This window comes from Vibrio azureus (genome assembly GCF_002849855.1).
Lineage (GTDB): Bacteria > Pseudomonadota > Gammaproteobacteria > Enterobacterales > Vibrionaceae > Vibrio > Vibrio azureus.
Genome location: NZ_CP018617.1, coordinates 777,412 through 803,882, shown reverse-complemented (window position 1 = coordinate 803,882; position 26,471 = coordinate 777,412). Strand labels below are relative to the sequence as shown.

Genomic DNA, 26,471 nt, shown 5'->3' with positions numbered 1-26,471 from the left:
TGAAGTTCTCATTGCCCATAAAGATAAAAGATTGTCATTAATAGAGCTAGCAAAATAGCCACTGATAAAAAAGCGATGATTAGTCTCATAGGCCTCTTACACCTCACTTAAACTGCGAAAAATTAAAGTCAGCAAATAGAAAACTCACTGTGCGGGCTTATTGCAATAACCTGACGAGCCGCCAAACTTTCACTATGATTCATCACGGTCTATGATGATTTCTGGAGTAGCCGTTCAGTTCATAGTACCTTGATTTAGTTCCATTGATTTAAGCAACAAAGCCTAATATGAAAAGTTTAGAATCTTAACGTATTGTTAGCTAATTTATTTTTTCACAACGACTGTTTTTGCTAATTTATCTCCGAGCCTTTGTCTTTTTTTACCCAAAATAAACACAGCATCAATTATACCAATTATTGGAAATAGTACATTACGGAAAAAAGATTGAGTAAAGCTACAATATTTTCCACTTTTGATACTAATAGTCGAAATACCTAGAAGTTTCTTACCTAAACTTTGGCCATTTGGTAACCCGTCCGACAATAGAAAACACATTACAGCCGTAAAAAATGATATTTCACTAGCTATCACTTGAACGAAACCAAGCTTTGGTACAACCCAAAGTAAGAAAGAGAAAATAGCAGCACTAAATAAAAAATCTATGTTTATTCCGATAAGCCTAATGCCTGGACTAGCGAGGATCCGCTCATTTTGATGATACTGGCTGTCTGATAACATTGTAAACCTCCTGATGTAGAAATCTGTTAAATTAGCTAACAGACATTAGATAGAATAATTCTTTATATTATAATGACTTTTTGACAGTAATAACAACCATTTACGACATTGCACCTTCACCTTATACTTTATTTAATACGGTTATTGGATATATCAAAAATATCGTAGAGCAAAGTAAACGCCCAATGAAACAGAAAACACAACTAGCGCGGGGTTGGAAGTCAATAGAATAAGATCTGGTAATACTACATGGGCGAGGAATGTCGACAATATTGAAAGGAGAGCAGATAGATGTTGAAGTTCAGACGGTTTTGGAATAATTCTATGTACTCAATTTGTAATTATACCTGTAGGATAGATCGTCACACCTCTAACTAGATTTGTGACAGAACCCAATCCTCTCTTTCTACAATTTCAAATTGCATGAGTGCATGAGTTTTTGCCAGAGAGGGTTGGAAATGCATTGAAAATAGTCAACAATAGTTGAAATTAAATGTTTGTTATTATTTTAAAGAATCTGGAATAACGCGAAACTCGGGGTGATACCTGTTAAATATCTATGATGATCCACGAAAGCACATATTATCGGAGGCAACATGTCACAGGATCAGGCTGTGTTCTTGTCTCAATAAAGTTCGGTAAAATGCCCAAAGATGGTGTACTTGTAGTGAAGCGTCTCTCCCTCAAGCAAGAAAAGTCTGAAATACAGTTTAATCTTGATAGGCATATCGAAGAAATACTGGCAGGGGTGCAAATGAAAAACACAATGGTAACCTTGAAGTTCAAGAAATCGAGGTCGTCTCAGATGACTATCCACAATGTGGTCATGCAATGTCTGCTGCCTTCAAAATTGCTGAGCAAATTGCTGAGCATGTACTTATCAAAAATATTTAACAAACGCAGGCGGTCGAAACGCCATTCTGTTCCTTCATCTCTGCAAGTCGTCCGCAGCCTCGGCGCTGGTATGTATGAGGAGAAGTAAGGCTAAGCACCTATCTTTTCTTATAACATTTTCGCCACGGCCTTTTCTTACTCGTACCTTCCCTGTAACACCAAAGCCGCTGCATTGCGTTTGTCGACCAAATACTTTACTAACTTGCTAAGAATGGGTTCGTACCTCTTAAAACGTGAGAATGTGACGGGCAAAGTTTGGCAGAAGAACGCAAAACGGGTTTCTTGGGTCCAAGCTATACGGCCACCATCGCAGCATGGACAGGTTCTTCTGGCTCGGTTTTTGGCAATGTATTTGCCGCTGCCATTACATTCTGGGCAAACTTGGCCAGACTGCTGCGTGGCTTCTGCAATGGCTGTGGATACGAGTGCGTGAAGTGCCTTGTCTGGGTATGGGCCACGCCATTTATCCATCAGGGCTTTCGCTTCAAGCAAAGTGGCTTGATACAACTTGTTAAGTGCGGTTTTATCTTGAAGGCACTCAACGAATAACACTAAAAATCCAATTGGCGATTCTTTCCAGACTGCACCGACGATGGCCAACTGTTCTTCGTGTGAAATGAGCCCTTTCCCACCGCTTAATGGTTCGTAGTTCATCCCTTTTACGTTGAATTTGGCCAATAATCTTTCAATTTGCATTACGCCCTAGCCCCCATTGCCGCGACTCTTGCAAACACCGAGTCTTTTTCAAACATGCTTGGGTCAGGCCTTGTGATTTCACTGATGGGTTTTACATTCGTTTTGTCCACTAAGCGGAGGGAATTTCTTGCAGGTAATGTCCCTGCTCTCGCCTTTTCAGCGTACTTGTTCAGCACTTTTCGGTGCTTGGCCCTGGCTTCTCGTTCACGCAGTTGTGTGCGACAAATAAAACCGATTTCTTGCGAAGCCCAGTATTCGATGTCCCCTTTTGGCACTCCGTGCAGCATCCGAGTGAAGGCTTCATCGACATCGACCAGTACTTCTCGCCCCATGTTGATGAACTCAGGTATGCTTGGCGGCCACGCATCCCCTTTCAACAAAACTTGGCTCATGGCTCTTCGAATCTCAGTCACTGACATCGTGGAAATCGCTTGAATCCAGGTCGATGGGAGTACCTTGTAAATCCATTTCGTGCCAAATCCCTCCACAAACTTCGCTTGGATCCAATCCTCCACACTCAGGTGCAAAATTTGATTGTCGAATTGGTGTGGCAGTGTGGCCGTAACGGGCGAGCAAATCGGCGTTAAGCTGCTCCAATCGCTGTGCTTGTGATTCTGCGCCTCCATGGCTTGCTTGGTTGATTTCATGATCGTCGTTCCATCGCTCTTGATTCAAGTAGGTCGTTAGGTGAAGCCTGTCGAAACCAAATTGCCGATTAGCCACCCGGGTCTCGATATCTTGGCAAAGCATCTCGGTGAAGACTTCTGGAGGTTCACTCTGCGCTTTCACGATGCTGATGAATTTTGCTAACGCGTTTTTCCTGGATTTTTTGGTGGGGAATACGGCCCAAAGTCGGCTAAAACAAGATTCAAATTCAGCAGACTTTTTTTGTTTATTTTTTTTAGGTTCTTTATGACTGGTTCTATGACTGATTCCGGGTGACACAGGATCACTAGGTTGGTGATCCTGTGTCACCCCCCCTGGTGATCGTGTGTCACTAGGAGGTGACAATTTGTCACCCCCTAAATGTAACTGATAAACATTGGTCGAATTGCCCTTTTCTCCCTTACGAGAACTCACTGAAACCAACCCCATTTCTTCCAACGTTTTGATGTGGCGCATCACGGTTCGGCGGCTGACTTCGCACATATCAGCGATGTATTCATAAGATGGCCAACACACACCATTATCATTGGCGTTATCTGCTAGCTTCAGCAGGACGAGTTTACGGGTCGCATTGCCGACTTTTAACTGCATGGCTTGAGCGGTAAGAAGCATACTCATCTGGCTTCCCTCCCCGCATTCAATGCAGATTCATAATTTTGATAAGAAAGACTCATTGCACAAAGTTCTCTTGTTTTGCTTATTAGCGTGGTGAGTAATTGCATTCGGGGGGTTAGGCCTTCTGCACCATTAATGTTTCTAGATATTTGAGTAAGGGTTCATGAGACCCGACACTCTCTTGTAACTCTCGGTAAGCGTTACGAAGTTGATCCGTCGAAGCGTACTCACTCAGTAAAAGTACTGAGCGAAGGGCTTCTGAAGATTCTTTGCTGAAATCGGCCAGCAGTTGATCACGGTTCGCCATAGCGTGACTTGAGCCAATAGCTGCAACTGAATAACCAAGTGGATTAAGGAACTGATTCAGCGCAGCGGTGGCTCTTTGTTTGGGCATGGCGGCAATAATGGCGGGCAGCAGATCCATGACGTTCGCTTTCGCTTCTGGACTTGTTCGGCTGATGTATCGAAATAGATTTTGGGTATTGTTTGAGTTGTTTAATGCTGAGGGGACTTTAAGTAAGTGTTGCGAAATTCGCGATAAAGTCATCCAATCCCAAACCGAATGTGACGATGTTCTCTGGTGACACTGTCATCTGAACACCAACCAATTCCCTAAAGACGTTTGATTTAATATCTAATCTTGATCTTAGCCTTGCAATAAATAAGAATAATGGGTTCTATTTAATATATATCCTGTAAATATGAAATGAAAACTTTTCTCTTAACATTAATCGCATTGTTGCCATTATCATTAAAAGCTAACGTGCTTAATGACAACTTACGCCAACACTTCTTTAATAGCTCTTTTTCAAAATATTATCCCACACTGACTAATGAGGAAGTGGACACTTTATTAATCATGCAACTAGGAGTCGCCAAAGAATGTCTTGATAATTATGGCTACTGTGAACATGTGCTATATTCCATGCGTATATCAGCAGAAATCAAGTATCGAGAAAAACAAACTCCATTTACAAAAGCAACTTTCGATTACTTAGATTCTGCATACAGTCAGCTCACTTCTCACGAAGATATTTTTACTGCTCTGACCATCCCTCTTTCATTTGTCAATACTCGGTTGGAGTTAATACGACAAGCTCAATATAAAAGAATTTTACTAGAGAATATGCAGTTTACTCCAATTGAATTTCAAGGTGTCAACAGGGTCTTGCTAAAAAATATCCAAGATAATCAGGATCTACGCTATTTGAATAATGAATTCGGTGAAAGCTTAGACTTTAACAACCCACTTTCCTCCGCTTATAAAGAATTTTTGATGGGCGTATTAAGGATGAATATTAAAAATGAAACGGGAAAGTTTACTTCGGCTATGTTAATGTTATTCCAAGATATCTTTTCGGATATCGTCAATAATAAAAAAGATAGTCCTGCGTGTAATAATTGTACAACTAGGTTCATTGTCGAACATTATAATGCTCAAAGTGAAGAAAAATGGTATGACGAAGTCAATGCTTTTGATTTTACTTTATTCGGAGTTTCCAGCATCATTGAACTACCTTCACATAGAATAATATTTCCCGCCAAATATAATAGTGAAATTATCGATTTCCTTCTGAAATATAGAATATTTTATAATGAAAACGCAGATATTTTTGATGTTAATACAAACTCTTTAGGTGAATTAAAGCCTATCGATAGAGAATTTATATTACAGGATCTAGGTCAATTCGTTTATAACAAGGCAGTCACCCCAAATATACGTCAGATATTTAATACCACTATAAAGGTGCTCACAACGGTTAATCAACTTGATAAACTGAGCGAGTCCGTTGTTGCTATGCGCGGTATTGTTTCTGATCAATTTAAGGTAGCAAATTATTCTAAAACGTTTGCTTTAAAGACAGCTATTACTAGCGTTTTGTCTAAAATACCAAAAGTTTTAATTGGTGAAATTCAGCGCCATGGTTGTAATTCAGATGCTTGGGCCCCACCTCAACCATTTTATATATTGCTAGAAGATCTATGCGTCTTTACTCCTAGTTTTATTGATAAATCATTTCCTATCACAGTATCAAAAACTTATGGGGAACAGGATAAATATCCCTATGAAATCGCTATTTTTCACAAACCAACAAATCAAACCTTGACAACAAACATCGTCAGTAAAGGAGAGCAACTGAACCTAAAAAGGAGTTCAGTCATAGCTTTTAATTTGAATGAAATGGTATTATACATAACAAATACTAATCCAGAAAAACATGATGCCATTGCTATTATTGAACTATCAGAAGATATGTTTAAATTACAGTATGGCGGAGTCATTAAAAAGAACAAGTTCCACTTTGTACGTAAACTAGATGAACCCACCTTTAATCCATATCGAGAAGAGAAGTTTGGTTGCCCACTCTATAGAAATACGAGTCAAGAACAACAAAAGTGTTTATTAAATAAACTAAAAATTTACACGAAATTGCCTGATTATTTTTACAAAAATATGGAGCAAGTGGCCGAAATTGCTCCGATGTACCCTACTTCACTTATGACAATACTGCGTCAACAAGAAGAAGAACAACAACGATTAAGGATTCAAGAACTACAAAACGCAATGTCAGGAGTAAGTTGGGGACCAGGTATGTCTGGCCTTTAAATGTGGCATCCAATAATTAACTCCTAAAATATACACACAAGGGAGCTCATGGTGGATCTGTAAGCCCTAATTTTCATCGAAGTATTAGGGCTTATTGAGCAAATAAAGTTCATGCAGCGTCACGCTAAACTAGATTTCTATTAATTACCTCATAAATCTCTTTAGAGGTGGTGGTGGCCATATACCCCGAAAAATTTTTATTTCACGAACAGTACCCGCGTTTGCAAATCTGTAGGATCCAGAAGAACCTATTTTAACTTACGGGATCATAAAGTATTAGACATATACGCTATCAATTAATACTTCAATGTGACATATTACAAGCCTATATTTTATATCTCATGGTTTTTCTAATGAATAAATGCCTCCTTGTATCTTTATGTCTTCTTGCTTCTAAAAATATATACGCAAATCAAACGCAACCTATTGATTGTTCATACCTTTCAGGGCAATGGACTGCTATAAACTCTTCTAGTTTAATAATGTATGTTACAGCCCCCCAACCTGGCTCTTGTGGTACAGACTGCACAACGTTAACTATGAGCTACTCATTAACGCCTGATGTAGAACATACCTCGAAAATCTACTGCCATGAGGGACAAGCAGGAGTCAGTAATAAAGGCCCAATGGTATTATCATTTGAAGGTGCGCAAGGTGGGCACTCTATTGGAACTTTTAATAGGCAGCTGAATTTACTATGGGCTGGCGTCTTACCAAAAGATAAAAACCGAAACTGGATACCTCAAATGGACAGTTACTGGTTCGAGAAAACTAAGAGCTAGATTATCAATACAAAAATGCCGTTCAAGTGACGGCATTACTTTTTGATAACTTATACTCACAGAACAATGAATAGACGTAAGTGTGTCAACTTCATATCGACTCAGTTGTCGTAATATTCAAATTGTCTAGATACTAATACATTCTTTCAATGTTCTGCTCAAGTTTTTCAGGACACTTTTCTAAAAGAAACTTCATAGTTAATTAGCGACATATTGTTGTTAGCAGTATTAAGCCGATCTAAATTGTAATATTGCATATAAGTTGCGACATCATTTCTCATGTGTTCTCTGGTTAGTTGGGGCACCTTGAGTAACCAATCGTGCTTTAGACTACCGAAGAACCTTTCTACTACAGCGTTATCCCAACAAGCACCAACATCGCCCATACTGGCTCTGATGCCGTAACTCGTCAGCAGATTACGATAACGTTTGCTGGTATATTGTGAGCCTCTGTCTGAATGAAATACCAAACCTTTAGGTGGTTGGCGCAAGTTATAGGCTTTCATCATGGCTTTGCTGACTAAATCAGTGGTCATACGTTTATCTATGTGCCAGCCGGCAATTCGCCTAGAATACAAGTCCATCACGATGGCCAGATACATCCAACCTTCTCCTGTTTTCAAATAGGTTACATCTCCTGCCCACACTTGGTTAGGAGCAACAGGGTTAAAATTCTGGTTCAGCAGGTTGTCAGCCACTGCATCACTGTGTTTACGCTTAGTTGTGACCTTGTATGCCACACGCTGTGTAACCACTAAACCCAGCTTGTCCATCAACTTTTGTGTACCATAATCACTGATAGTAAAGCCCTCATTGCACAACCGCTTACGCAATTCCCGATAACCTAAGCTATTTCGACTTTGCTTAAATATTGCTAAAGAAGAAAGAACCAAAGTAATAAGGTAGTCAAATATAGTTCGAGAAGTGAAAATACCCCATCAATAACATCCCCTAAGCTGCCATCATCGCTAGCGGCTAACGCTTCCAGATGAGTAAAAATCGTGACTGAACCTTGCTTTTTGGCATAAATTTCCAAGACTTCAATTTCTTTTAAGTCATCTTCAATATACCCCTTAAAAGTATTATACTCTTCAATGTTTCCATTTTTTCTTGCATCCTCTGCATATATAGTCGCTTTCTCAATATTTTTTTTGCGGAATTGAATCGAACCAATAGCATATTCTTTAAGATAACCAAAAGAAGGAGGGTAATGGATCATCGCAAAGATGGACGCTGCAGTAAATAATATAACAAATGGCATCAAAGCAAATAGTCGACGCCTATGAAACCCTGTACGCAAAGTAAGCACATCATCGTTCACAGACATAAAAGGTTCCATAAGGTCTTCTTCTTTTACGATTTGTACTTCTTTACGGAGGCTAGGCCAGTAATACGAAAAAGGAGTCCCTCTAAACATGGGTAACTGTATTGAAAATATACTCATTTACAAGAGCACCTCTAATAGGTTATCAATTATTTCATATTTGTTATCATTCATTCCTATCGTACCATTACTTTTTATTTCAAAAATCTAAAACTAAATGCTCATGGATAAGTTTTAATATGGAAAATCCATATAGATTCGCTTTAACAATTTTGCCGTCAATCATACCAAGGTAAACTTTCAAAGCTCCTATATGGTCAATTTCTTTCTTAGTAGGCAGGTTAGAATGAGGCGGCACAATGGTCGCCTCTAAAATAACACCTTTTGCAAAAGCTATTAAAGAACAACCATTACTTCTTAATCGACAAATCGTGAAAACCACGAACCGTTCGTGTCTGGTAACGTTCCATAAACCTATCTCCGTCTTTAAGCGCAGCTTCTATTCGCTGTTCCAAGTTTTCCGGTTTCTGATAGTCACGAAGGAAAAACTTTTCTTGCGGCCTATGGAATGAGTCGCCTGTAATTAACGCCTCCTTACCATTATCCATAAATGCTAGTATCTGACCTAGTGTATAGATATAGTCTCTCGATACATGACCAACAAGTTTATCGATACTGATAGCTGGAGTTGATTTGGGAGTATAACCATCACGTTTTTTTGTTTCAAAGTTCAGAATGATACACAATCCCGTATTATTAGTTCTTAAACCTACTTTATCAAAAGCAGCAGCCCCTACTCGACCAGAACGCCAGGTATAAACGATTTGCCTCTGCCGATCAAAATATATTTCAGCATCGCGAGGCTTAAAGATAAGAAGAATCCAAAATAACAAGGTTATAATTAAGATTATACAATCCATGAATAGATAAATTTTAAATGTTCTAAGCTCATCATCATCAATAATAGCTAGAGCTTCCATATGAGTAAATATATTCACCGTACCTTTTTTATTGATATATACGTTTAAGCCTTCTAATTTTTTTTCATCCTTCTTTATTAGATTTTTATACCACTCAGCTTTTCCTATATTCCCTTTTTTTTCAAAAGATACTACTAGGGAACGCATCTCTTCAATATCCTTCTTAATCAACTTAATCTCATTGGCAGCATACTTCTTTTTATTTTCAAAAAATATTGAACGGTCTTTTAGATATAAAATAGACACTGCAGTAAATAATAAGGCTAAGGGGATTATCACGGATATTCGCCTTATATGAAAGCCAGACCGCAATGTAAGCACATCATCGTTCACAGACATAAAAGGTTCCATAGGGTCTTCTTCTTTTACGATTTGTACTTCTTTACGGAGGCTAGGCCAGTAATACGAAAAAGGAGTCCCTCTAAACATGGGTAACTGTATTGAAAATATACTCATTTAAAAAACATCCTCAAGTCTGTCATCGTACATCCCTACCTTGCGGGGCTTAATTTCGGTACGTTTTAAAGGTCAATCCGTACTGTCTGTAACGCTCGAAGAAAGCTCTCATTCAGTTCTCGTCCAAATGTAAGCGAGATAGACGCTGTAAAGTTGTTGCCCTTGCGTTATAGAAATTGAATTGGCTCAGATAAGGGAAAGGTTCGGCCGAAGGTTAATTGAAGAGATTGATGTACACCTGTTGATCCATCTAGGTACATAAATCCCTCTTTAACAGTTCGTTTTTGTGATAACTGTTGAGTGCGCAGAGATAACCTGCCAGTTGCCCTTACACTTTGTCCAAACACGAGAGAAGGCAAACTCACCGTTTGCTAAAGCCCCATTATAACTACCCTTAATCTCCGCGTTTACGTAAACCAAAACGACATTCTTCTGAGGGACGACTTGAAAATCATGGTATCGAATCGACTTAATAACTAGTAAGCCTGAACTATGCAGTGCTATATCGTCTTGTTTGGAAGTTCGATGACCAAGGTGATTAATAAATACCAAGTCATCAGATAATAAGTCTTGAAAGGCAATTGTATCTGAATTGAGCATTGCAGTTTTTAACTTCTCTTCTGCTTCAATTATTTCTTTAACTGCATGACTTTCCATACTATCAACTACCTCATATCCGATAACGCTTTCTATACAACTTTTAGCGGCTTTTCCTACTCACATTATGCAGCCTTTTCAATCGTATTTCAATTTAGAATCAATAGGTTAATAATTTTGTTATGCGTGTTCCCATTTATAGCTAATTATCTCTTCATCAAAGTCTAAATCATGCAAGATTTCGATAATTTTGTGGGGTATTTTGGCTTGCTTAAAAAACTCTGAGAACTTTAAAAGCAGTTCATCTGTTTTAGTCTCAGATAGTAAGCTCGATGTTGAGTAGCTTTGAATGAAGCCATCGGTCTCCTCAAGTAATATCCCCGCGACTGTAGACACTTTATTTTGATGAATGTACTTATCTCCAGAGTCACTCACTCTTACGTCAACACTTAATGGAAATGAAGAAATGGATTTTTCTATCTCCTCATAACCAGCTGAATAATCTATGTCTATGATAAAGTCTCGATTGCACATTCAGGAATGAATCACCTACGGCGCTTTGTTCTCTTCATTGATTACGGGCACACCTAGAGTCGCTAGATGGTTTAATACTTCTCTAGCACCAAAATGCCATTCAGAGAGTGACACTAACTCACCTTTTACATCGGTGAGTTTGACCCTTTCATCGATGTCAGTATTCTCTTTACCCTCTTTGTTTGGGCAAATAATAATACTTTGAATAGTTGTAAAACTCAGCGATTTGTTCGTACCTCTTCTACCGCTACCATTGGTCAAAATAACTTGCTTATTTAGAAATAGAATGAGCTGCCGCCCACCCAGCGACACTAATCTCAGACAAATGAACGCTTCTATGAGAAAAAAAAAGGCAGAGGGGATAGCTCCTAACAAGAAGGAAATCCAAACAGCCACATCCTGTTCCGACTTTGTACGGTATACTGTAAGGCCTTTCACTTCATCAAAGCCTACCGGGAAAATATACCTAGTTATTTGCGGTAAATAATGCAGTACTAAATAGGCAAGGAAGATATAAAACGCGGCGGCCCGAAGGTTAGAAAAAATGTTACCTTTTTGTATGCACTCGCCGTGAAGCGTTTTGACGCCCTGCTTTACTAGCCAATACTTTGCTTCTTTAAGAGAAAGTGAACTATACATAATACCAAGACGTTTCCATTGCCCTTCATTACATTCAAGCAACGTATATTCATTATCGTCATTAGGGTGTATACCTTTCTCAACAAAAAAGCCGTAGGTCTTGGTTTTATCCAGAGTGATGGTATTTAAGACGAAAGGTCGAAGTAAAACCGACGTGAGTAATAAAGCGCAAAAAGAGCCCCAAACTGGTGAAAACTCATTCAGATTCCAGCTGTTGTATGCAATGATGACAAACAACACACTCGCCATGATTGGTAGTTCGCGTCTTTGTTCAATTTGAAGATGCGTTCCAGTATCTGAAATGGTCTGGCATAATCGTGGAGAAACGTTGTGAAACGAAAAAGTATAGAGTGTAGTTAAGCCAACTACCGACCATTGATAAAATACCTTCGAGTCGTCATTCCACCATATAGCAGATAGAATGATAACGAGAATGGAACACCAAAATACTCCGTCTTGATCACCAAAATATTCAATGGATAAAGTCTGTTTCGAATTGGGCATAATCAATTTTTACCTAAATACTAATCACATAAGTGGTATGGCTGATGAATCATGGCTAAGGTAAGATGGTCACCTGACTAATAAATATATTATGATATCAATACTTTAAATTGGTTATCATTACTAACAAGATATAAAGGTAACTTGACCAATCAAAAGGTCACTTTGACTAGCCAAATACTCATAATGAAGCTTTAAATCTTTTTATTTGAGGCGTTTATTCGATGTATAGTCGCATCTAGAGAAAAAGCAGCCGAAGCTATAGCGTCATTTGGAACGGCACTCAGCTTTCTTGTTGTTATCGAGGATGTGAAGGAAGAGAAGTAGATAATGCAAAACAAGAGTAAAGTGTATTTAACTTCCATTGGTTGGAGTAGTGATCGTAAGGTTGAATTACCTGAAGAGTATTCAGCGTATTCAATTAGTGATATCATAAAGAATATTTTAAGAAATATATATGGCCTCACTTTAATTGATAAAGGTGGTTATAAGAGACCTTTAATTCTAACGAGTGAGAATTTCGTTTCTGCAAACAAAGTTGTATCAGAAACGATTGAAGAATTTAAGCTTCCTTTTGAACTATATCCAATTGGTACAATGGATGATATGCCTGGTTACCTATTTTTGGATAAACATGGAAGCTTTTATCACTCAGATGGAGACATTTCTTTTCTAGGTGCAAATCTAGATGAGTTTATTGAAACGATAGTTTATAACGAAAGAAAATGGGTCGTTATCGAGTACCCGGAGCCTTGTATGTGTGCCAACTACACAGAGGGTGTTGAGGACAAATTAACACCCTCACAAAGGCTCACTTATTTTAGTACGACAAAGCCAGCCCCTTGGTTATATGATATCGAATTAGGACTTATTCCGCTGAATATAGGTTTTTTGCAACGATTCAAGTCACTTCTAAGAATGACAAAGTGATTGGGCTTGTTGCACCAAGCCCGTAAAAAATGGAGTAATAGATAATGCAACAAAAAACTAAAAAATATCTTACCTCCATTGGTTGGAGTAGTGATCGTAAGGTTGAATTACCTGAAGAGTATTCAGCGTATTCAATTAGTGATATCATCAAGAATATTTTAAGGAATATATATGGCCTCACTTTAAATTTTGGCAAATACAAAAGGCCTTTACTTCTGACCCGCCAAGATCATGATATTGCACAAGAAACTATTTTGGAAACTATTGAAGATGTCATGCTTCCTTTTCAACTATATCCAATTGGTACAATGTCTGAGGTTGATGGCTATCTATTTTTAGATAAATATGGAAATTTCTATCACTCTGATGGAGAAATCACTTTTCTAGGTTCAAATCTAGATGAGTTCATTGAAACGATTGTTTATAACGAAAGAAAATGGGTCATGATTGAGTGTCCAGAGCCTTACGTGTGTGTTAACTACCCAGAAGGACTTGAGAGTAAATTAACATCCTCACAAAGGTTAACTTATTACAATTCGAAAACCCCGGCGCCTTGGTTGTATGATATCGAATTAGGACTTATTCCAATTAAACTGTCGTGAATGAATGTTGTATTAACACAAGTGTTAACTACTTGGGTGATGCTGAATCCTATGCACTAACACTGGTACAAGTTTGATAGCCCAGTAATGAAAAGCAACGCATTAAAAATACCCGATAATACGATTATTATTGAACTCTTTACTTATCTATAACATAAAGTGTGTTCGGAGGGCAGTCTTTAATACAATCAGCAACAACAAGACTTTCAAATGACTCTATTGAGCTGTGTTTTACTTGCTCTACCTCATCGCAGTCGCTAAGTGAGAAACCCAGCTCTCGAACAGAATCCACATTTAGCAAAAATTTAATAATTTTTGTAATTTCAAAGATCCTATCTTTCAGCAAAGATGGAAACCGCTTTTGAAAGTCACTTTCTGATTCATCTTCAGGATCGTAGTCATATTCATTGAGCAATATTGTTGCCGTATTCAGCTCTCTTGAGTCAGATATCACGAATTGAACAATATCATCACGTAACAACACGATCTGTGGATAATTATACAGATTTAATCCGTTCTTGAACTTAAATCCAAAAGCGGTTTCTCTCTGAATGTCATTCTCTAACGATATCAATTCATTTTTTTTCTGTGAATTGATATAACCAATAATAGTTTTACTCATCTAATTCTTATCCATTCTCCCATCGGGATACCACTAACAGAAAGCGCTCTAACAAAATCTTGTCTAGTCGTAAACGCACTATTTACTTCTTAGGTTCAACGCACGCTCTAATCAAGTCAGTCAGTTCGTCAGCTATCATATCTATTTCTTGTCTTTTCTTTTCATCGTAAAAATATGATGCAGATACCATAGAAGAATAAGTATCAACAAAAATAGAAGCAGCTCTTTTAGGGATATTGTCTTTATCTTTCCAACACTTACAACATTGCTCTAGTGCAGTATATAGGTCTGAAAATAATTGAGTATTCAAACCATCCCCCATTCTAAGTGGAACGCTGAATGCCTCATAGGCTGTTTCTAGTTTTGCCAGTAATTCCTTGTCGTTCATGGTTAATCCCATTGTCTAATTACTTTTAATGCATTCACTGTAATACTTCCTTAAACGAGAACTACCGAAGATACTCCAGCCCAAATGTAACATTAAGTCAAAGCCTTAAAAGTTAAGCTTTGACCCATTTGCTAGATGGTAGTTGTCCCATGTTTCTTAAGAAATTTTCACGAGCTTCACCCAGTGTCATATAGTTAGGCCCGCTATACTTCTCGTCATCGTTCAGTCCATTATCTTCCCAGTTACATAACCGACATATGTCATAGTTACCTCTAGATTTCAAGGTTCTGTAATTGCAACATGGACAAACTTCCAGCTTCTCCACTTGACCTTCTACGCGAAAATGTCCAAGACCCATTATATCCATAGATTCAGCTATGTAATTATTACTGACTCCCTCATAATCGGATAATAATGCAACGAGTATTAGCTCATCGTACTTACGATTTTCACAATCTTCTGGTAATTCATCATTTTCTAATATCTGACATTTTAACTGAGCAGAGAGTCTAGAAAATTCATTATCTTCCTCATCAATTCCCCACCAATCCAAAATAATTGACTCTCGTTCATTAAAGCTAAGCGTCGGCAATTTTTTGTTACATATCGCTTTTATCGCTTCTACTCTATCGAGTATTTTCACATCAAAGACCTTTGCAAAGTAAATTACTTCTTGGAATGCATTAGTATTTCTACCATCATTTTTTGACATTGTATTTTATTCTTTGAAGCAAATCATTCCTTGTTTTGCATACCATTTTTTTATTTCCATAATAACTCCTTCAGGCGAGTCTTCCCTGTCTGGTGATGGATGGAAGATTAATGAATTCCCATCGGGGTGAGATACCAATTTTGAAAAATGATCAGTTAGCTTTGATATATGAAGATCATAAGCATCATCATCTAAGTCATTAGTGTCAGTATCTTCGAAAAAGTCCTCTAGAAAACGATAAAACTCGGCTTCTGTATAGTCCTGCAGGGCATCTTTCATTATAAGTTTCATAATAGTGTTCCTCTAAACTGCCTTAGCGGCACTGAACTGGAGATGAAATACCCTAACCTATTGATACAGGCTTGTTGCAAAAATAGAAGATGTTTCTGAAGTGAACTGTTTGGAACTAATTATCTATTACTAATAGCTCCAAACCTAACTCACCACATTTCCTCTGATAAAAATTAACTTCTTCTTTAGTTCCTATAAAAACACAGCCTGATTTATCTTTTCTTAGTCTCGCAACATCTTGCAATGAAAGACCTATAACATCTCTCAGGATTTTAAAAGCTGAAGCTTTCTTAGATACTTCACTCAGAATGAGAGCCCAAGCGCCCTCTTCATTTATAAGAATTTCCCGAATTTTATTGGGTGTTTCATCCCCATCTTCTTCGATTCTCAACCCACAATTTTCGCAATTCCATGATCGAAACCAAGCTAGATTATTCCTTCTATCAACCTGCCCCAATTTGACACATGCTTGTTTACTACAGTCTGGACAGGATAACAATAAATCAGCCATCGTTTTTGCCCTCATAATATTGTCTCATTTGTTTTTGCCTATCCGGAGTATTAACTCAAGAAATCCATTGATACATTACCCGTTGAAAGAAATTCCTTGACTATGGCTTTTACTAATTCAGAACCCTCACAAATCATCTTTGAGTCCCATTCATTCCCAAGAATTGAAACCATTCCATCATTAACTAATTTACCGTTAAATGAACGAACCACATAATCATCGCTAGTATTTTCACCCAACAATATTACTGACTTACCACTCTCAGTTTGAACCTGTAAACATTCTGGGCCTATTTCCTCACCATCAATCACATCCAGAGTCACTGAGCCTGCACGACTAAAAATCAACTCAACTGTTTCTAAAACATTTTCAATCTGCACATCCTTGGTGTTACCGCCCTGTGCACTTCCACCAAATCCAATCACCCAAGAAAATGAAAACATTACTGCGCCTTTTTTAGAGATTTCAAGCCTAGTTGCCCATTTGGGGACTTTCGGTTTCTTCTTATACTGTCAAGGATTTAGATTCAGCTTGTTTAGCCAATATGTACTCCTTAAACCATTGATGTGCCTGACAAGAAATTGATTTTTACTGTGGTGTAAATTAGTGACCTCGCAAGTGCTAGGCCTTTGTTTGCTATAATTTAATGTACTGCTAAACATACCTTTGGTAATTGAAAGCAAAATAGAAAATAGGAATATTATGAACGGCCAACATAAAACTCTTGACCCGTTTTTTCATCAAGAAGAACATCTACCCCATTTTCATGTCTAGCAAACTTTAAGCTTTCTGGAACTTCTTTTCCATCAATATAGATACCGCTTGCGCTCAGAGATTCTTCATATCTCCAGCCTTCTGGAACGAAAATGCGATCCACTTTTGTCGGCCTAGCACAGCACACTGCCACCGTATGATTGGGGTTGTTATTCCAATCAGTTTCTCCAACATCAACCCAATCACAATCAGTTGTCGGACCATGCATCTGATCGACAACGACTATATCTATAGCTTTATCTGACCGTTTGAAAGTCAATCCATTAGCAATCAAACTTTCAACATAAGCTTGAACATCTATAGGAACCATAAATCTGACACGAGCCAACTCACCATCTGAGCAAAGCGATTTATTTGGAAGAGCAGCGATAAAAGCGTCCATACCTCCAATATATTTTTTAGCAATCGCTTCGCAGCGAATAACAACAGACAATGCTTCAATTAAAACAGCCATTTAAATTCCTATACATTTCTTAATGCCACCATTTTCCACTGCCACTCAATTAAAGCGCGTTCATTCGGATCATTTTTTAGCCCTTGGTAATATTGAACCCTATCAGCCATACCTGCAGCCGCAATATGCGAGAAGAGGTCAGCAGTCTGTACAGGAATACCATGCTGACGACAGAAGTGCGCATCAGTAAATTTCGCATAGTATTCATTAACTAAGCGCACAGCATCATCGTATGAATGTCCATAGAATGATTGCAAGTTCTTTACCACACATTCAAACAAAAAGATTTCAATTTCATCAGAAGAAGGAGAAAGTTTCAAATCCATAATTACCTCTATTCAACTGTACATCTCTTAATGCACAAATTTGCCTCCGCCATTCAATTAAAGCGCTTTCATTCGTATTCATATATGTCCTGTATGTTTATATATTAGTCAGCGGAGGCTCTCATCCAGATAACGCGCCATCTCTAATATTTCTTTATTTGCCAACACTCCAAATTGAGGATCTTCTCGCTGTACTATTGCTGACGCATCAATTAGAGTGGAATCTTTATTTTTTTCATAAACAGCCCATACACGATTAGGCATTAACCTCCATCTCCCATTTCTTACTTTATCTAAATGCCATCCAATCTTTGTCTGAAATGAATTAATCAAAGAAATCAATTCATCTTCTTGATCTTCCTTATCACTAGCAAATGCCCACATTACAAGAGGCGCAATTTGATCGTCATAACCAAGCGGGCTCTTCGCCGGTAAAGCGGAGTGCCAAACAATAAGATCTTTATTTCTTAAAACCGAGGGTAACGAAGTTGCCAAGCCATTTTGAAGCGCTTTAACCTCGTAATATTTACTTTCCATTAATCGGTCCTTTCAATAATTCACCAGCATCAGGGTTATAGAGGCGATAACCCACACCATTGGGGTTCATCGAATCTACTAGCTTAGTATCATCGCCAATTGGTATTCCATCGTTATGCAGAGCACCGTCATAAACATAGCGACCATCTGAATAGACAGCATGATAGGCTTCATCTAACGATCTTATTGACCCATCTAGATTCTGCGGGTAATTGAATGTTGTACTATCCCTAAATGGCGGATTGAATCTAGGTTTCACATTCTCGACAGTTGGTGCTGGCCAAGGTGCATCGTTAGAACGAAAAACAATCACTTGCCCTTCACCACCCGCAGCTCTATGTAAATCATCAGCTATCTCAGAGCAATCATCACCATACTCTAAGCGAGTTCGAGCATTAGCCATTGCACCAACAACAGCACTATTAAAACAGCTTAGAAGAAGCTAAAAACCTACTTCCCGTTGAAGCCGAATATCCTGTTCCAAATACACTCAAAAACAATACTAAAATTTAAATAAAAGGCTAAATAGGGGATTCTGATACTGCCATTTCGACAGCCACCTTTGAGTAATTTACACCACCATCTCTAGCGGGCTGCCTTTTCAATTCATCAAATGCATACACAACATAAACTAAACAGCCAGGCTTAAATAAGCTCACATCCGCTACATCATTCGTGTAAATACCTACAGCAACGGTCGATCCATCCTCCAGTTTTACATCAACCGTATTATTGATTCCTTCTTCATCTTGACCAGCGATATATGCAGATTCAATAACCCCCTTAATGAATGACAAAGGAATTTTTTCCGCATAGACGTTCTCCCACCATTCATCAGACGCAAATAAACCATGAGAACCTTTAAGCCCCATCAACGGCCTTGCCGGATCGAGAGTAAGTTCTTGAGCCACCTTAACTCGATTCGGGTCATTTTTTAATTCGTCGGATAATAAGTACACCAGCTTCATCGGAACTGGTGAATCATCTAATTTCAATAGCATTTACATTAATTTCTCTATTCTAATAACTCAAAATCCAAGATATTTTGATTGAATATATCCAACGCTTTACCTTGACTAAGCTGGGTGGTCATCTGTCCTGACTCGACTTTAAATCGAGAATGGGTTTGATTCCACTTTCCTGTTTGAGTGGACAAATGAGGCAATTCAATAGAAGCAGGTTTGTTAGCTGCAATTCCTATATCTTGAAGCTGCGCGGAAGTACCTCGTTGCGTAGTAATTTTGACGGTATGGCCATCGTATTTACTTGAGTACTCAAGCAACGGCGAAACTGAAGTCTCACCAGCATAGGGAAGCTGACCAGTTTCCTCAAATATTCGATATTGCTTCTCTGACATAGACCGATACATGATTTCATTTCCATAAGCATCACGCTCTAAGACTGTATCTAACTGATTTGAGGATCGAGTGGCAGGAACACCAACTTTGCTTGGACCCTTTGGACACTCAGCTAAACCGAACGGGTCAACCCACTCCATCGGATTATGCACGTAAGCTTGTGGTCTTAAACCACCTGCCATCCCTATTGGGTCAGAGCTTAAATACTGACCGCTGCCGCTATCATAATAACGGTGCCGATTATAGTAAAGCGATGTTTTATAAAGAAAATACTCCCTTAATAGCGTAGGTCATTCGCTGCTGAACTGTAAAAATAAAAACTGGCGCTTAAGCAAAGCTTTGAGTTTATATCCTGTAGCTTTTTCCTAAGTTCGTCCTTCACCTAGGCTGAACACATATTCCCTTGCCTCTATTTTGTATATATAATCATATGTGGCAAATATAAATTTTCGCTTGGTATCATAAGATGGTAGCTCAACAAAGCTTGAATTTTCACCAAAACTACTATTATCAACATCTTCCTTTTTAAATGAAGTAACATCAGAAAATTCTAATTTATACTTCATCCATATGGCCTGCCCCTTATATCCTGATGCTAACTCCAAGTTAATATCACCGCTTAGAACAAGCCGTTGTCCTTGCTTGTCCTCGCTGATATCATCCTAATAAAATCCATCTCGCCCCGCAACAAATCCCACGGGTGTTTGTATTGCTTTAATAGCATTCATTATCGAACCCTTGTTAATTCGCCAAAAGAGTAGAAAGGCTAAGAATCAACGCCATCTGAGATATGGAGAGCATCTTCAACCTCAACAACAAGATATCGGATAATATTATCCAACTTAGCATGACCGAGAAGCAGTTGAAGCGCTCGAATATTTTTAGTGCGCACATCATAACTATATCTCATGGGTTGACCCACTTTCCTTGGACTCGGGAAAAGGAAATCAGAGGTGAGCAACGCTCAGACCCTAGCCTAAATCATTGTGCTGTAAACTCTAAAACTGAATCAAATCGAAAATGGCAAGCATTGTAAACCCATCTTAAATGTCATTTTTACAGCCCATATTTTCCATCAACTTAAATTCGCAACACCCAAGTATTTTGAGTGTATCTAGCTCTTTACATAGGAAATACAAATTACCAACATTAAATTTGACCGGTAATTTAGCTAGCTTCCGCTTTAGTTCTTTGTACTTGTATGTTCTTGGAATCTTCCAAATAGTACCATTGGCTTCCTCTGGCACGACGAAACTCAATTTTAACTTTAATAAAGCATCTACCGTAACTCTCAGGTTACTGATTTTGGTTATTTCAATATCCCAATCCTCATACTTAAGATAACCTTTTTCATATATCTTTAGGTTTTCATCACAAGAGTATGCTGAGCTGAAAGAAATATGCCTACCAGATTTACGCTCTATCAGAATGCCTCCAGAGCCGACCTTTGAGTTTATATGGTTTCCAGTGCGAATAAACTTCTTTGAATTAAAAAAATCAACCACCCGTAGTCTTTTTCGATAATTGATTCGTTCAAGATATCCATATCCTCATCTAAGGTATCTCGCACTGACTGTATCGCTTCATCTCTCGATATCATTTAATTTCTCAATCTAAGGCCTTTTACACAAAGCTCACCAGCACATTCTGTGAAGAGCGTTTTGCGTAGCAGTTTTATCGGAGTACGCTTTTTTATGCTTTGCGCAGTACAATGAAGTTTCGAACACTATAATAACCTTCGGTTTTTTCCCAAGGTTGTGTACTTAACATTGAAATACCTTTTTCCCAAATCTCATTTTCTTTTAAAGCTTCAAAGGTAAATTCGCCAGACACACTACAGAAGAATATCCTAAACCAAGATATTTCTGATTCTAGTGTTTCACTTTTGACTGCTTTTTCTAGAGACTCAGCAAGAGATTCTGGAATTGATGCTTCGACACCGTTTGTCGTTCTGGTTCCTAAGTTTCCAATATATACGTTATATTTTACTCCGTTTATTAGCCAATTGTCGGTTTTTACTTGTTCGGGCTCGTGCTTTTTCCAAAAGGCAGATAATAAAACATGAAACGAGTTAGCGCAGAAGTTCTCTAAGCCGTTAATGATCCCTGCTTTACCGACACCAAACCCAGCAAAGCATTCATTAATAATACGTCCGCTATCTAACAAAACTTCTACTTCAAACACACCAATAGCTTCCTTTTGAAACCAAGTCGCTCGAATAGCAGGAAACTCTCCGTAAGGAACTATCCATTCATTTTCTGTGTGAAAAGGGACTTCGTGAGCTTTAAACAACTCACATATATACTCTTTTATATCTAAAGGTTCCATGACTCTCCTTAAGGAGCATAAATTTGCATTCGTACGCATGCACTTTTGCCTCATTGAATTAGCAAAAACGTGCAACCCTAACTATCTGTAAAACAAGAACTTATCAGATTTCTATTGAATATACCATCTATATTAATGCGTCAAATTTGTCTCTACATTTGCTTTGATACTAGGGAGTTATAACGCCCATTACGCACAGATGATCAGTAATGCTACCCAGCAACATGTAAGGCAAAGCACGTTACTAATAGTTTCAAAGGCTAAGTATCGCTGTCCCGGAAAGGGGTATTTTCGTATTTGTTGCAGCGTCAAATCATATGGATGTAGTGGAATGGTGGATATTGTGCTGTCAGAAAGGTTAAAGCATTCTGATAGAGTAACAGAGCCCACCATATGTTGGCCTATCGTGACAAAATCACTCTGTGAGATTTCAAAATGACCAAACCTGAATTTAAATCTCCAGTTTGTTTCTCCGGTTGTAAACTCTAACTGATCTAACATTGGATGAATGGCGACTTCATGACCACTTATATACTCAATATCTCTGCGGTATGGAATGAAATCGGGTGCCATTTTAAACTGATAGCTCCCTTTTCCTATCACCTGACCAATCGCGGTAAATTTCTGGCATCGCTCTTTTCCTTTGAACTTATGAGTCGGAGAATAAAAAACTATGCCATCACCCACTGACATTCTATTCAAAGGGGCGGACTTGCCATGGCACACTTGGCAAAATCCTCCTGCGACGCCACGTTTAATATGTTCACGGGAAACGACCCCACACCAAAACTTTCTCACAACACATCCTGTGATAGATTTTTATAAACCATTAATTTTGATGTCAGGGATTGATATTTGTTTAAGTTGACCCTCGCTTAAGCAGGAAAAAAATCCTCATCTGTGTTTTCTATAATTGCTTCAAATATCAAGTTTGCCCCTTTTTCTGTGAACTGCACATTGGTATTTCGCGCATCAAATGATGACGGCATACGTTCGACTAATCCCATGATTATTATTCACATTACCTCTCTAAAAATAGAATTCGATAGCCATATTTTTCACTCGACCACGATTGTTATGTGTTTTTTAGGCATTACTTAAATAGATCTAATATTCTTTTTACGATACCTTTTAATTTGTTGTTAGGACTGTAGTTAACATCATACTTTTTTATGAATTCCGATCTTGTTTTATAACCAAGCTTTTTGATATTGTGATCAAGCTCTACAAGCATGCTATTCTTGTTTTTAAATCTTTCTATAATCCCCAGATATTCGCGCTCTAGTTTATCATTTCTAATGCCCGACACGGCCTGCAATGCTGTACGAACTACTCTAGAGGATTCGTCTCTCAACCCTCTTGAAAACTCATCTATATAATCTGATTTGCTCTTAAGCAACCCTAATGAATAGTAACTGGTTGCTCTAATCTGCTCAGATTCATTATGACAAAATGGAGCCAACAAATCACCAAAATCACACTTTGCTTCACGCAGAATGTATGTGACAAATGTAAACGTTTCAGGATCCTTAATAAATTGGATTCTTTTAGATAAAAGCGGTACCCACTCATACGAGTACTCTCTTTGGTACCAAAAAATAGCTTGGCAAGCCGTTTTGCAATCTACATCATCACTTTCAATAAGCTCTTCTAATATACTCTTGGACTTTTGGTAGTTAAATTTCGTAATAAGCTCACCTGATAGGCGCTTTAACTTCCCGGTACTTTGTAAGTAAATAGTTTTTAGCCTTTCACAACTTTCTTCGCTTGCAGAGTGGAGTTTTGTAAGCCCTAATAGAACATCGAATTTAGCATTATAGTTATCTGACTCATCGAAACGGTTTAGTAGCTCAATATCATCCCCACCCATGGTATATCCAAACCAGGCTGCTTTATCTGATATCAGTACCCCTGAGATTACTTCATCTAGCCACCTTTCATACCAATCTAAAAAGTTATTTTCATAGCAAAAAAGTATTGGCATGTTTAAAGCAACATCAACATTAACCACTCTACCAGCATACTTTCCATTTAATACTAAGGCATGATAGTAAGTGCATCCTTGGCTTCCTATAGGCAAAATGCCAGAGTAAAATTCTGCATCTAAATCATCTAACACATCATCGGAAAGATTAACATCATCAAGTTTTAGTGTTAATTCTTCCCATTCATCATCTGTAATCCCGGGACTAATAAGCACCTCATTTCCAAGCGTTTCACCGGCTTTTTTGGCTAGCAGACTAACCCCATATTCTAGAGGGTATATCCCAAAATAAGGACCGGCTCCACCATTACCTACATTTAACATAAACTCTTTGTAGCATAAAGGAAGAGTCACTCTATAAGTTGATTCAAATTCTTCGATTTTAGAATTTGATATTGGATCTTTTACACAGTATTTGTGTGAGCTCGCCCCAAAAACCTTAAAGTCAGAGTCTACAGAATATGCCTTTTTGAGTTTTTGTTTGATTCTTATTATCTGCTCTTCATACATCAGTTATTACTCAATATATTTATTTAAGTGATAATCAATAATAACATGATCACTCATTATTATCATAATGGGTAGAGAATGAATTATGAATATGCCCTTGATAAAGGATATAAAGTGCAATAGATAGTTTCATTATCGAAGGTAACAACGATAAAACAGCGCAAATAAGCTGCTTTTTAGCCCTATTTAGACGCAATGCCACCTCAGATACTCTCAATAAATTTAATTAACAAATTAAACATTATTATGCTCATTAGAAACTAATGACATTATTGTAATTTAAGTCATTGATTTTAACGTTGATTTTATTTTTTTGTGTGTGCATTATATGCGAGCAAAAATTGGTATGAATTTTAGTGGTTTACGTTCTTATATTAGTAAATTGAGTTGAGTATCTCAAAAAATTTCAACGACCAATTGCAATGAAAATATAGCATTTAGAGTTTCATTTGATTCCTCCTACACTGGTGTAATTTGCAAAAGCTTGGGATATGTCGAGTTGAAACCATGCGCTCTATAGATGATTGATATTAAGTATAATGAATTAGGGATTTTGATTAATGAAAAACACGTTGATTGCTATTGCATTAAGTAGTGCTTTAGTTGGATGTGGTGGCGGCAATGACTCGAAGGATACGTCAGCATCCTCGGGTGGAACAACGGCCACAAGCGGAACAGCGGCCACAGGTGGGACAGCGACCACAGGCGGAACCACGACCACAGGCGGAACCACGACCACAGGTGGAACAACGACCACAAGCGGAACCACGACCACAGGTGGAACAACGACCACAGACGGAACAGCGACCACAGACGGAACAACGGCCACAGGTGGGACAGCGACCACAGGTGGGACAGCGACCACAGGTGGAACAACGACCACAGGTGGAACAACGACCACAGGCGGAACAGCGACCACAGGCGGAACAACGGCCACAGGCGGAACAGCGACCACAGATGAAGCGGAGACCGTAGGTGGAACAGATACCACAGATGAAACAGAGACGATAGGTGGAACAGGTACCACAGATGAAGCAGAGACCCCAGATGATGGAGAGACCACAGTTGAAGCGGAGACCATAGGTGGAACCACGACCCCAGATGAAACAGAGACTACGGGTGGCACAGCGCCCTCAAGCACTGACGAAAGTACTATTGATGACACGGAAAGCTATAAATACCGTGTAATCGTTTATTCTCCATCTCGTAGCGCGAAGGTATATGCTGATAGAAATGGCAATAAAAGAGTGGAAGAGGATGAGTATATCGGTAATACCGATAGAAATGGAGAAGTTCTAATTACAAAATCGGACAGTGATTACGACATCATCGCTCGTTTTGAAGGCAAAGAAATGATATCTGTTCAAGGTGAGCGAATCATTAGTCCATTTACAACATTAGCCAAGCTACAAAACTATAACCTCGATGAATTATCAAGTCAATTTGAGACCCCTGGTGGTTATTTGGATATATCAAATGATTATACTACTAAGGGGTACTACTCAAATATGCCTTCTGCTCTAGCGAGCACTATATTTTCAGATTTTAAAAATAGGTTGGTAGAAACATCTGAAAATATTAAGAATATACAAAAGTCTGCCAAAGACACGTTGGATTTTCTTTATGATGAAGTCGACCATAACATAATAGTTTATACTAGTGGTATAATAACTCTTAATCCTGATCCACTCTTTCCAGAAGGTAAATTGACTGGGGACTGGCAGTTACCTTGCAAACTCATCGCTAAAGATTATTACATAACAGTAGATTTTTCTGCTGACAAATATTATTTTGATAGTGAACTAATTGCTTACTCTGATCCGGATTGTGATATGTCATCTAAAAAGAGTTCTGCGACTATATCAGGGAAATATACCTATTTTGGTAAAGAAATAAATGATGGAATAAGGTATTATAAACATGCTCTCAAAAAGTCTAAAGTAGATGCAACAGATCGACTTGATATTGCATATCTTGTTCTGTATACGAATAAGTTATCAAATGTACACAAGTTAAGGGACGGCTCTGAACTTGTACCAATTGAGTATGGAAGGTTATCTCGACATGAATCATTTAAAGCTAAATAGATAGCATCATGACTCTAAATGATC

At 38.3% G+C, this 26,471-nt stretch carries 33 protein-coding genes and 4 pseudogenes; 7 read left to right on the top strand and 30 right to left on the bottom strand.

Annotated elements, in window-relative coordinates; all coding sequences use genetic code 11:
• Positions 1-324: 324 nt before the first annotated feature.
• Positions 325-738, bottom strand: a complete 414-nt coding sequence (locus tag BS333_RS17280) for an RDD family protein (protein WP_021708799.1) — start codon at positions 736-738, stop codon at positions 325-327.
• Between the two features lie 643 nt (positions 739-1,381).
• Here BS333_RS17280 and BS333_RS17275 point away from each other — a divergent pair.
• Positions 1,382-1,720, top strand: coding sequence for a hypothetical protein (locus BS333_RS17275; protein WP_033003430.1), 339 nt, complete (start codon positions 1,382-1,384; stop codon positions 1,718-1,720).
• 47 nt (positions 1,721-1,767) lie between these two features.
• Here the strand turns inward: BS333_RS17275 and BS333_RS17270 are convergent, their stop codons facing one another.
• The 4 genes from BS333_RS17270 to BS333_RS17255 all read right to left on the bottom strand — a co-directional run bounded on the left by BS333_RS17270 (position 1,768) and on the right by BS333_RS17255 (position 4,156).
• Positions 1,768-2,328 carry a hypothetical protein gene (locus BS333_RS17270; RefSeq protein WP_021708800.1) on the bottom strand — a complete coding sequence of 187 codons (561 nt, stop codon included), beginning with the start codon at positions 2,326-2,328 and terminating at the stop codon, positions 1,768-1,770.
• Complete coding sequence (locus tag BS333_RS17265; RefSeq protein ID WP_033003449.1) at positions 2,328-2,747, bottom strand: hypothetical protein; 420 nt, start codon at positions 2,745-2,747, stop codon at positions 2,328-2,330. The genes BS333_RS17270 and BS333_RS17265 overlap by 1 nt, the downstream gene beginning before the upstream one ends.
• Entirely contained in the window at positions 2,734-3,612 is an 879-nt protein-coding gene (locus BS333_RS17260) for a helix-turn-helix domain-containing protein (protein WP_101903943.1), read from the bottom strand. The genes BS333_RS17265 and BS333_RS17260 overlap by 14 nt, the downstream gene beginning before the upstream one ends.
• A 112-nt stretch (positions 3,613-3,724) precedes the next feature.
• Positions 3,725-4,156, bottom strand: a complete 432-nt coding sequence (locus BS333_RS17255; protein WP_081638588.1) for a toxin YdaT family protein — start codon at positions 4,154-4,156, stop codon at positions 3,725-3,727.
• A 159-nt stretch (positions 4,157-4,315) separates the two neighbouring features.
• Here BS333_RS17255 and BS333_RS17250 point away from each other — a divergent pair, with 159 nt between their 5' ends.
• Both BS333_RS17250 and BS333_RS17245 read left to right on the top strand, forming a co-directional pair.
• The gene (locus tag BS333_RS17250; protein ID WP_033004591.1) at positions 4,316-6,217 is read left to right on the top strand and encodes a hypothetical protein; all 1,902 of its coding nucleotides are present in this window, start codon (positions 4,316-4,318) and stop codon (positions 6,215-6,217) included.
• A gap of 482 nt (positions 6,218-6,699) precedes the next feature.
• On the top strand, positions 6,700-6,999 hold the full coding sequence (locus BS333_RS17245; protein ID WP_021708785.1) for a hypothetical protein: 300 nt from the start codon (positions 6,700-6,702) through the stop codon (positions 6,997-6,999).
• Positions 7,000-7,166: 167 nt separating this feature from the next.
• On the opposite strand, the pseudogene BS333_RS17240 reads toward BS333_RS17245, so the two are convergent.
• The 4 genes and pseudogenes from BS333_RS17240 to BS333_RS17225 form a co-directional block, all read right to left on the bottom strand.
• Positions 7,167-7,871: pseudogene (locus BS333_RS17240) on the bottom strand (IS3 family transposase); the annotation flags it as partial.
• 2 nt (positions 7,872-7,873) lie between these two features.
• Entirely contained in the window at positions 7,874-8,443 is a 570-nt protein-coding gene (locus tag BS333_RS17235; RefSeq protein ID WP_021711393.1) for a hypothetical protein, read from the bottom strand.
• Positions 8,444-8,522: 79 nt separating this feature from the next.
• Positions 8,523-8,765: a hypothetical protein gene (locus tag BS333_RS17230; protein WP_021711394.1), complete on the bottom strand. Its 243-nt coding sequence runs from the start codon at positions 8,763-8,765 to the stop codon at positions 8,523-8,525.
• A complete protein-coding gene (locus tag BS333_RS17225; protein WP_021711395.1) occupies positions 8,734-9,759 on the bottom strand; it encodes a hypothetical protein in 1,026 nt (341 codons plus the stop codon). The genes BS333_RS17230 and BS333_RS17225 overlap by 32 nt, the downstream gene beginning before the upstream one ends.
• Positions 9,760-9,799: 40 nt before the next feature.
• On the opposite strand from BS333_RS17225, the pseudogene BS333_RS17220 reads away from it, so the two are divergent.
• Positions 9,800-9,991 (top strand): annotated as a pseudogene (locus BS333_RS17220) (hypothetical protein); the annotation flags it as partial.
• Between the two features lie 38 nt (positions 9,992-10,029).
• On the opposite strand, the gene BS333_RS17215 reads toward BS333_RS17220, so the two are convergent.
• The 3 genes from BS333_RS17215 to BS333_RS17205 all read right to left on the bottom strand — a co-directional run bounded on the left by BS333_RS17215 (position 10,030) and on the right by BS333_RS17205 (position 12,033).
• Positions 10,030-10,416 (bottom strand): nuclear transport factor 2 family protein, encoded by a 387-nt coding sequence (locus tag BS333_RS17215; protein ID WP_021711396.1) that lies wholly within the window; start codon positions 10,414-10,416, stop codon positions 10,030-10,032.
• Between the two features lie 120 nt (positions 10,417-10,536).
• Complete coding sequence (locus BS333_RS17210; protein ID WP_021711397.1) at positions 10,537-10,890, bottom strand: hypothetical protein; 354 nt, start codon at positions 10,888-10,890, stop codon at positions 10,537-10,539.
• 15 nt (positions 10,891-10,905) lie between these two features.
• Positions 10,906-12,033, bottom strand: a complete 1,128-nt coding sequence (locus tag BS333_RS17205) for a hypothetical protein (protein WP_033004396.1) — start codon at positions 12,031-12,033, stop codon at positions 10,906-10,908.
• Between the two features lie 330 nt (positions 12,034-12,363).
• On the opposite strand from BS333_RS17205, the gene BS333_RS17200 reads away from it, so the two are divergent.
• The gene (locus BS333_RS17200; RefSeq protein ID WP_021711399.1) at positions 12,364-12,963 is read left to right on the top strand and encodes an SUKH-3 domain-containing protein; all 600 of its coding nucleotides are present in this window, start codon (positions 12,364-12,366) and stop codon (positions 12,961-12,963) included.
• Between the two features lie 44 nt (positions 12,964-13,007).
• On the top strand, positions 13,008-13,565 hold the full coding sequence (locus BS333_RS17195; RefSeq protein WP_021711400.1) for an SUKH-3 domain-containing protein: 558 nt from the start codon (positions 13,008-13,010) through the stop codon (positions 13,563-13,565).
• Positions 13,566-13,704: 139 nt separating this feature from the next.
• Here BS333_RS17195 and BS333_RS17190 read toward each other — a convergent pair whose 3' ends face one another.
• From BS333_RS17190 to BS333_RS17100, 18 genes and pseudogenes are all read right to left on the bottom strand, one after another.
• Entirely contained in the window at positions 13,705-14,187 is a 483-nt protein-coding gene (locus BS333_RS17190) for a hypothetical protein (protein WP_021711401.1), read from the bottom strand.
• Between the two features lie 82 nt (positions 14,188-14,269).
• Positions 14,270-14,575, bottom strand: coding sequence for a hypothetical protein (locus BS333_RS17185; protein WP_021711402.1), 306 nt, complete (start codon positions 14,573-14,575; stop codon positions 14,270-14,272).
• Positions 14,576-14,687: 112 nt separating this feature from the next.
• Positions 14,688-15,287 carry a CPCC family cysteine-rich protein gene (locus BS333_RS17180; protein WP_021711403.1) on the bottom strand — a complete coding sequence of 200 codons (600 nt, stop codon included), beginning with the start codon at positions 15,285-15,287 and terminating at the stop codon, positions 14,688-14,690.
• Between the two features lie 6 nt (positions 15,288-15,293).
• On the bottom strand, positions 15,294-15,578 hold the full coding sequence (locus BS333_RS17175) for a bacteriocin immunity protein (protein ID WP_021711404.1): 285 nt from the start codon (positions 15,576-15,578) through the stop codon (positions 15,294-15,296).
• Between the two features lie 115 nt (positions 15,579-15,693).
• Complete coding sequence (locus BS333_RS17170; RefSeq protein ID WP_152428710.1) at positions 15,694-16,089, bottom strand: hypothetical protein; 396 nt, start codon at positions 16,087-16,089, stop codon at positions 15,694-15,696.
• A gap of 50 nt (positions 16,090-16,139) precedes the next feature.
• A complete protein-coding gene (locus BS333_RS17165) occupies positions 16,140-16,532 on the bottom strand; it encodes a DUF6911 family protein (protein ID WP_021711406.1) in 393 nt (130 codons plus the stop codon).
• A gap of 257 nt (positions 16,533-16,789) precedes the next feature.
• Positions 16,790-17,317, bottom strand: a complete 528-nt coding sequence (locus BS333_RS17160; RefSeq protein ID WP_021711407.1) for a hypothetical protein — start codon at positions 17,315-17,317, stop codon at positions 16,790-16,792.
• Between the two features lie 8 nt (positions 17,318-17,325).
• Positions 17,326-17,643: a hypothetical protein gene (locus BS333_RS17155; protein WP_021711408.1), complete on the bottom strand. Its 318-nt coding sequence runs from the start codon at positions 17,641-17,643 to the stop codon at positions 17,326-17,328.
• Positions 17,644-17,751: 108 nt separating this feature from the next.
• Positions 17,752-18,180, bottom strand: a complete 429-nt coding sequence (locus BS333_RS17150; protein WP_021711409.1) for a hypothetical protein — start codon at positions 18,178-18,180, stop codon at positions 17,752-17,754.
• Positions 18,170-18,583: a hypothetical protein gene (locus BS333_RS17145; protein WP_021711410.1), complete on the bottom strand. Its 414-nt coding sequence runs from the start codon at positions 18,581-18,583 to the stop codon at positions 18,170-18,172. Before BS333_RS17145 ends, BS333_RS17150 begins: the two co-directional genes overlap by 11 nt.
• Before the next feature lie 118 nt (positions 18,584-18,701).
• Positions 18,702-19,181 carry a hypothetical protein gene (locus tag BS333_RS17140; protein WP_021711411.1) on the bottom strand — a complete coding sequence of 160 codons (480 nt, stop codon included), beginning with the start codon at positions 19,179-19,181 and terminating at the stop codon, positions 18,702-18,704.
• 14 nt (positions 19,182-19,195) lie between these two features.
• Positions 19,196-19,750: pseudogene (locus tag BS333_RS22250) on the bottom strand (RHS repeat-associated core domain-containing protein); the annotation flags it as partial.
• Positions 19,751-19,903: 153 nt separating this feature from the next.
• The gene (locus BS333_RS17125; protein ID WP_021711413.1) at positions 19,904-20,104 is read right to left on the bottom strand and encodes a hypothetical protein; all 201 of its coding nucleotides are present in this window, start codon (positions 20,102-20,104) and stop codon (positions 19,904-19,906) included.
• A gap of 200 nt (positions 20,105-20,304) precedes the next feature.
• Positions 20,305-20,427 (bottom strand): annotated as a pseudogene (locus tag BS333_RS22655) (integrase); the annotation flags it as partial.
• A 154-nt stretch (positions 20,428-20,581) separates the two neighbouring features.
• Positions 20,582-21,043 carry a hypothetical protein gene (locus BS333_RS17115; RefSeq protein WP_021711415.1) on the bottom strand — a complete coding sequence of 154 codons (462 nt, stop codon included), beginning with the start codon at positions 21,041-21,043 and terminating at the stop codon, positions 20,582-20,584.
• Positions 21,044-21,230: 187 nt separating this feature from the next.
• A complete protein-coding gene (locus BS333_RS17110) occupies positions 21,231-21,866 on the bottom strand; it encodes a DUF6348 family protein (protein WP_021711416.1) in 636 nt (211 codons plus the stop codon).
• A 189-nt stretch (positions 21,867-22,055) separates the two neighbouring features.
• Positions 22,056-22,664, bottom strand: a complete 609-nt coding sequence (locus BS333_RS17105; protein WP_021711417.1) for an EVE domain-containing protein — start codon at positions 22,662-22,664, stop codon at positions 22,056-22,058.
• A gap of 295 nt (positions 22,665-22,959) precedes the next feature.
• On the bottom strand, positions 22,960-24,360 hold the full coding sequence (locus BS333_RS17100) for an SMI1/KNR4 family protein (RefSeq protein ID WP_021711418.1): 1,401 nt from the start codon (positions 24,358-24,360) through the stop codon (positions 22,960-22,962).
• A gap of 560 nt (positions 24,361-24,920) precedes the next feature.
• Here BS333_RS17100 and BS333_RS22115 point away from each other — a divergent pair.
• Entirely contained in the window at positions 24,921-26,447 is a 1,527-nt protein-coding gene (locus BS333_RS22115) for a hypothetical protein (RefSeq protein WP_021711419.1), read from the top strand.
• Positions 26,448-26,471 lie beyond the last annotated feature (24 nt).